Below are 6,211 nucleotides of genomic sequence, written 5' to 3'. Positions count from 1 at the left end.
CAAAAATTGTTTTTGATGCTCGATGCTGTGAGTGCCCACACAGATTGCTTGATTCAAATTGTTAAAGAGCGACACAGCTTTTGGCTGCTGCGGGAGTGGCATTCTACTCAACCGCCTTCTCGAGTCAAGCCTTATTTTACGAGGCTTTTTCGAGGCACCGACAGGCTTGTTTGCGTTACCGCTTGCCCTGTCGATGGAGGCGCATTATAGAGACATAGATCACATTGGCAAGCCTTCATCGCAATAAAATTGCAAAAAAATGCCAATTCTTAGTTATTCATATCAAAACACAGTTTTTATACAGACTTACCCACAGGACAAGCCCGAAAAGGGCTCATTATACACCCTATTACCTCCCGTTCCTCTCTGCCCGTCTCCTGTTCGAAGGGTTGCTGACCATATCAATCCATATACAAAGGAAGAGAATCACAAAGTGACGCTCAGACCAGTCCTGCCTCAGCAACCCAGGCAGCGATCAGCTCGGCTGCCGCCATGGAGCGGCAACCCGATATATTCTGCCCGGCCCAGAGTGGCGAGAAACCGCGGTCACCCGCCTTTTCGGCTGCGGCACGCAACGGAGCCAATGCGCCGCTGGCATACGGGAAGTCTGGCGGCAGCACCGAAAGGGGGCCGAGTTCCCGCATCAAGCGGTTGACCATCCCCCGCGCCGGACGGCCGCTGAACAGATTGGTCAGTGCGGTGTGTTGGCCATGCCTCCCCTGCAGCGCCGCACGGTGCAGGGGCGAGGTCGTCGCCTCGTGGCAGCAGAGGAACGCCGTTCCCACCTGGACTGCGCTGGCCCCCAGTGCCAAAGCAGCCTTGATCCCCTTGCCGTCGACTATGCCCCCGGCGGCGATGACCGGGATCGCTACTGCCGCCACTACCTGTGGCAGAAGGGTAAAGGTGCCCTGCTGCAAGCTGAGATCCTCACTCAGGAAGTGACCGCGATGGCCACCCGCCTCCAGCCCCTGGGCGATGACGGCATCGGCTCCGTGGTCAGCAAGCCACTGCGCTTCTGCCACCGTGGTGGCGCTGGCAAACACTTTTGCGCCTGTGGCTTTTACCTGGGCAAGCAATTCGGGCTCGGGCAAGCCTAAGTGGAAACTGACTACGGCAGGTCTGAACTCTGCAAGCAGGGCCGCATGCTCGTCATTGAAGGGGGCCCGAGAGGGGGCTCGCGACGGCGCCGCGGCATCCACCCCGAACTCGGTGTAATAGGGTGACAGTACCTGGCGCCAGCGCTGCTCCGCAGCCGGTTCCGGCTCGTGCTGCCGATGGCAAAAGAAGTTGATGTTGTATGGGCCCGGCCCGCTGGCGGCGAGGCGGCTCAGCTCCTGGCGCAGCTCGGCACCACTCAGCATGGCGGCAGGCAGGGAGCCCAGTGCCCCCGCACTGGTCGCCGCCATCGCCAGGGCGCTGTTCTGCACGCCCGCCATGGGGGCCTGAATGACGGGATAGCGCATCCCCAGTTCGGCAAAGAGCGTCATATGACGGTTTCCTGTTTCTGATGGTCAGTCTGATTGTGCGCCAGAGGCGGGTTGAGTCGGCATAGCGCACCTGACGTGCTGACACGTCGTCTGGCCATATCGCCTGTCCAGCTCCCGGCCAGACATCCTGTCTTCGCTTTCATCCATCAGGCTCCTTGAGGTTCATTGCACATCAGGCCCGCGAGGGACCTGATGAAGACAACGAGCTCAGCGCACGCTGCGCAGCAGGAAGTCCGGCTGGCCACAGGAGCGGCGCTCCCGCTTCTGCATCTCGTCGGAGCAGGGAACGGCATCCGTCCCCTGCTTGTTGATGCAGATGTAGATCTCCCGCAGGAAACGGCCCCCATCGGCGCAGGCCACAGTAATGTTATCGGGGGCCAGCCACTCGTTGGCGCTCGCCAGATCGGCCTTGAGCTGGAAGCTGTTTTTGCGCAGCGGCTCTTCCGGCGATTGATAGGCGGCCGGGATCCGTACCTTCTGGCGCAGGTCGCTGGCCAGCTGATGGAAGTCAGCCTGGCTGAGGCCTGAACAGGTGCCGTGCTTCTCCCATTCATGGCGATAGAGGAAGCGACTGGGGTAGAGCCCGGCAAACTGCTGCTCCATATCCGCATCCAGCCGCTCGCGGGTGCAGCTGGCGGGGTAGCCGCGCTGATACTGGGGCCAGAGCCCATGCAGCACGAACCCCAGCTTGCGGGCGCACTGCTCCCGATCCCCTGGCTTGATGGCGCAATGCTCGGGCGACCAGGAGAGTGCCATGGCGTAATAGTCAAACTCCCCCGCATAGCCTTTGCCCTGGGCGGCGGAGATCCACAACAGCGACCCCACCAGCCATACCATGACCTGCTTCATCTCTCGTTCCCCCTCATCTCTTTGCACCCGGTGGCGCCCCATTTTGCGCCCTCATGCTCCCATAACAGGGAGTCAAAGAACAATCGCTCAAAATGGCCTTACTCACTGTGGGTCAGACCAGTAAAAGGTTTCCCCTGCCGGATCAGAGGCGTAAGCTGGCTCTCCGGCGGGCCTTCATGACGCGCCACGTTTCCCCGATTTCATCAGCAACAGGACGTAACATGATCCGCAAGAATCCCTCAGGTCACCTGCCCGTTATCGACGAATCCGCCTATATCGACAAGACCGCCATCATCTGTGGCAAGGTGATCATCAAGGAGAACGTGTTTGTCGGCCCCTATGCCGTGATCCGCGCAGACGAAGTGGACGAGAGTGGTGACATGGAACCCATCGTCATCGGCGCCAACTCCAACATTCAGGATGGCGTCGTCATCCACTCCAAATCCGGCGCTGCCGTCACCATCGGCGAGTTCAGCTCCATCGCCCACCGCAGCATCGTCCACGGCCCCTGCGAAGTGGGTAACCGGGTCTTCATCGGCTTCAACAGCGTGTTGTTCAACTGCCACATCGGCGAAGGGTCCGTGGTGCGCCACAACTCCGTGGTCGATGGCTGCGATATTCCCCCCGGCTTCTATGTCCCCTCCACCACCCGCATCAACCAGCAGAGCGATCTGGCGCAGATCCCGCGCGTCACCGTGGACGCCACCGAGTTCTCCGAGGATGTGGCTCACACCAATATCGACCTGGTCAGGGGTTACAAGGCGCTCTCCAACGAGTTTTGATCCGGCGAGCGGTTCACGAGACACGACGGGCGCCACGGCGCCCGTTGTCACAACTGTAAAGAGGGCGAAAAGAGGGTGTAAAGGTGGTTGAGCCGAGTGCACGCGTCGCGTTTGATGGGGGCGTTCCCATCAATGGAGTCATCATCATGTCACGCTATCCTGTCGCCCTTGCCCTGCTGCTGGGCACCACGCTCCTTCATGCCGGCGAGATGCCTCCCCCGATAGGCGCCCGCCAGGGAGGCCCCATGACACCGCCCCCCTCCGTGCTCTATCACGCCAGCAAGCAGGGGGCGGATCCCCAGGCCCTGGTCCAGGCGCTGTCCAAAAACATTGATGCCGCCAAGCCGGATACCCGCTACGAGGTCACGGTCAGCGTGCGCGAACTGCCGCCCCAGCCACTCAAACCCCAGCCCGCCGGTGCACCGCTCAAGGGGCAGTGAGATGAGTCTGCACCGCCCTTCACTCTGGCTGCTTGCCATGGCCATCGCCCTGCCCGCCATGGCGGGTCCGGGGAACATGGGCAGACCGGGCGGATGGGAGAGCCCTGCCCCGCAGTACGGCCATGGGGCTGGTCCCGGCTTCGGCCACCGCGTCGACCGGCTGCCGGGAGGGGTGGAAACCTTGCTGCTGGCCGGGCTCACCTACTATGTGCTCGACGGCATCTTCTACCGCCGGCAGGAGAACCACTATGTGGTGGTCTCCCCACCTCCTCAGGTCCTGGTGGTGGCAGAGACAGGGCTCATCCCCCTGGATCTGGATGGTCGCCGCTATTACGTCAGGGAGGGTCACTACTACCTGCGAGAAATAGACGGGCGCTACACCGAGGTGCCGCCGCCAGCGGCGCTGCGCTGAATCGCACGGAGGAACAGATACGAGCAGGGGGCCTTGGCCCCCTCTTTCATTTCCGGGGTTTTACCCCACTCAGGTCTGAGCCGCGTACCTCAGGACGGCTCATGCAGGGGCAGCGTCATGGTCACTCTCAGCCCCCCCTGTGTGCGATTGCGCGCCTGGATGGTACCGCCCTGCAGGCTCACCGCCTTGCGGGCGATGGCGAGCCCGAGCCCGTAGCCCTTGCCCATGCGGGGTGAGCCGATGCGCACGAAGGGGTCGAAGATCCCCGCCAGCTTCCCCTCCTCCACCCCGGGCCCCCGATCGGCGATGGAGAGCTGCACCTCCTGGCCCAGGCGCAGCAAGCGAACATTCACCATCTGGCCCGACTGCGAGAAACGCAGGGCGTTGCGCACCACGTTCTCCACGGCGCGGCGCACCAGCTCGGCATGCCCCAGCAGGAGACAACCCTCCTCCAGCGCCGCCTCGAGCCCTATCTCGACCCCGGATTGCTGGGCTTCGAACCTGGCATCCTGGACGACGGTCTCCACCAGCGCCAGCAGGTCGTAGTGGCTCTGCTCAAGCCCGTGGCCCTGCTCGGCACGGGAGAGGGTCAGCAGCTCCCCTATCATCCTGTCCATCCGCTCCGTCTCGAGCCGGATCCGCGCCAGGGCGTCGCTCGCCTTCTCCGGGCGCTGCTCCGCCAGGCCGATGGCCATCTGGATGCGGGCCAGGGGGGATCGCAGCTCGTGGGAGACGTCGTGAAGCAGTTGCTCGCGCCCCTCGACCAGTTGCTGCAACCGCTCCACCATGAGATCGAACTCCTTCGCCACCTCCGTCAGCTCGTCCCGGCGCCAGCGCAGAGCGGGCCAGAGTCTGACCCCCAAATCCCCCCTGGCTACCCGATCGAAGCTGCGCCGCAGGGCGTTCATGGGCCGGGTCAGGTGCCAGGCGAACAGAATGCTGAACAAGAGTCCCCCCAGGCCGCCAATCCAGAGCATGGGCGGGGGAATGTTGAGCCAGGAGAGGGGGCCGGGAGCCGGCCCGCCGGGGAGGACGCGCGGGTCCACTCTGGTCTGCAGCAGATAGGTCTGCCCGTCGCTGGCAATCACGGTGCGTGTCAGCACGATGCCCGGGCCAGGTTCCCCGGAGGCTGTCAACCTGGATGCCCGGGGCGCTGGCCGGGGAGGCGCATCGGAGACATCGAGGAGTGTTATCTGCAGCAACGGCGGCGACATGGCCTGGCTCAATGCCGTCGCAGCCTCGACTCCCCCCTTTGCCAGCACGGCTGCCGCCATCTCCAGATGCTGGTTCGCCAACTGCTGGGCCAGGTGCTCTTCCGGGGGGTCACGCTCGGCACGAAAACCGAGCCAGAGCAGTTGGCTGACCAGCACGATGGCCAGCCAGAACCCCAGCAGAATCTTCCAGAACAAACGTCCCTTGAGGATCACCGTATCTTGTACCCTATGCTGCGCACCGTCTCTATGGTGACGGCCTCCCCCGCTTTTTGCTGCAGTTTCTGCCTCAGGTTGCAGATGTGCACATCGACGCTGCGATCATAGGCCTCCCTCGGGCGCCCTACCCCTTGCAGGGAGAGGGTGTCCTTGGTGACCACCTGCTCCGGTGCTCGCACCAGCAACACCAGCATGTTGAACTCGGTGGCGGTCAGCTCCAGCGGCTCCCCCTGCCAGAGACAGACCCGGTTGGCCGGGGTGACCGTCAGATCCCCGAGGATGAGGGCATCCGGCGAGGGGGTTGCGCTCCCCCCCTCGTTGACCCGCCGCAGAACGGCCCGCAGCCGGGCCACCAGCTCCCTGGGGTAGCAGGGTTTGGGCACATAGTCATCGGCCCCCATCTCCAGTCCCACCACTCGATCCACGTTGTCCCCCTTGGCGGTCAGCATGATGATCGGCAGGCGGCTGCGCTGGCGCACCTGGCGCAGCACCTCGGTGCCGCTCAAGTCGGGCAGCATCACATCCAGCAGCAGGGCGCTGTAACGGCCGGAGAGGGCATGGTGCACACCTTCCCCTCCGGTCAGCACCTGGGTGGTATCAAACCCCTCTCCCCCCAGGTATTCACTCAACATGGCGCCCAGTTCGGCATCGTCATCCACCAGCAGGATCTTCATATGCGGTCTCCCTTGTCGGCGGCCATTTTCGCCGCTTGCCACGCACTTGGCAGCCATTTTTACGAAACCCTTACGCTTGGCGCAAAGAGCCTTAACCCGGCTCTGGGGTAGAGTGCCGCCGTTACCGTCATTCAGGA

7 protein-coding genes are annotated in these 6,211 nt (G+C 63.2%); 3 read left to right on the top strand and 4 right to left on the bottom strand.

Translation table 11 applies throughout. The features are described from left to right. Positions 1 to 440: 440 nt before the first annotated feature. A complete protein-coding gene (locus ACPW74_RS01590; RefSeq protein WP_223954867.1) occupies positions 441 to 1,487 on the bottom strand; it encodes an NAD(P)H-dependent flavin oxidoreductase in 1,047 nt (348 codons plus the stop codon). 207 nt (positions 1,488 to 1,694) lie between these two features. Further along, positions 1,695 to 2,336 (bottom strand): ribonuclease T2 family protein, encoded by a 642-nt coding sequence (locus ACPW74_RS01585; RefSeq protein ID WP_223954866.1) that lies wholly within the window; start codon positions 2,334 to 2,336, stop codon positions 1,695 to 1,697. 221 nt (positions 2,337 to 2,557) lie between these two features. On the opposite strand from ACPW74_RS01585, the gene ACPW74_RS01580 reads away from it, so the two are divergent. The 3 genes from ACPW74_RS01580 (at position 2,558) to ACPW74_RS01570 (ending at position 3,970) form a co-directional block, all read left to right on the top strand. After that, positions 2,558 to 3,118, top strand: a complete 561-nt coding sequence (locus ACPW74_RS01580) for a carbonate dehydratase (RefSeq protein ID WP_010672952.1) — start codon at positions 2,558 to 2,560, stop codon at positions 3,116 to 3,118. A gap of 146 nt (positions 3,119 to 3,264) precedes the next feature. Continuing rightward, positions 3,265 to 3,558, top strand: a complete 294-nt coding sequence (locus ACPW74_RS01575) for a hypothetical protein (protein WP_103859030.1) — start codon at positions 3,265 to 3,267, stop codon at positions 3,556 to 3,558. Between the two features lies 1 nt (position 3,559). Next, a complete protein-coding gene (locus ACPW74_RS01570; RefSeq protein ID WP_010672950.1) occupies positions 3,560 to 3,970 on the top strand; it encodes a DUF6515 family protein in 411 nt (136 codons plus the stop codon). Positions 3,971 to 4,059: 89 nt separating this feature from the next. Here the strand turns inward: ACPW74_RS01570 and ACPW74_RS01565 are convergent, their stop codons facing one another. Both ACPW74_RS01565 and ACPW74_RS01560 read right to left on the bottom strand, forming a co-directional pair. Then, positions 4,060 to 5,379: a HAMP domain-containing sensor histidine kinase gene (locus tag ACPW74_RS01565; protein ID WP_223954865.1), complete on the bottom strand. Its 1,320-nt coding sequence runs from the start codon at positions 5,377 to 5,379 to the stop codon at positions 4,060 to 4,062. Positions 5,380 to 5,393: 14 nt separating this feature from the next. Next, on the bottom strand, positions 5,394 to 6,074 hold the full coding sequence (locus ACPW74_RS01560) for a response regulator transcription factor (protein WP_010672948.1): 681 nt from the start codon (positions 6,072 to 6,074) through the stop codon (positions 5,394 to 5,396). Between the last annotated feature and the right edge of the window lie 137 nt (positions 6,075 to 6,211).

This window comes from Aeromonas sp. INTO2, assembly GCF_049860605.1.
Classification (GTDB): Bacteria; Pseudomonadota; Gammaproteobacteria; order Enterobacterales; family Aeromonadaceae; genus Aeromonas; species Aeromonas caviae.
This window is presented reverse-complemented; position numbering and strand designations above follow the sequence as displayed.

Coding starts and splice junctions, on each gene's coding strand:
- ACPW74_RS01575 (WP_103859030.1), top strand. CDS start 3,265: ATGTCACGCTATCCTGTCGCCCTTGCCCTGCTGCTGGGCACCACGCTC.
- ACPW74_RS01570 (WP_010672950.1), top strand. CDS start 3,560: ATGAGTCTGCACCGCCCTTCACTCTGGCTGCTTGCCATGGCCATCGCC.
- ACPW74_RS01560 (WP_010672948.1), bottom strand. CDS start 6,074: ATGAAGATCCTGCTGGTGGATGACGATGCCGAACTGGGCGCCATGTTG.
- ACPW74_RS01580 (WP_010672952.1), top strand. CDS start 2,558: ATGATCCGCAAGAATCCCTCAGGTCACCTGCCCGTTATCGACGAATCC.
- ACPW74_RS01590 (WP_223954867.1), bottom strand. CDS start 1,487: ATGACGCTCTTTGCCGAACTGGGGATGCGCTATCCCGTCATTCAGGCC.
- ACPW74_RS01585 (WP_223954866.1), bottom strand. CDS start 2,336: ATGAAGCAGGTCATGGTATGGCTGGTGGGGTCGCTGTTGTGGATCTCC.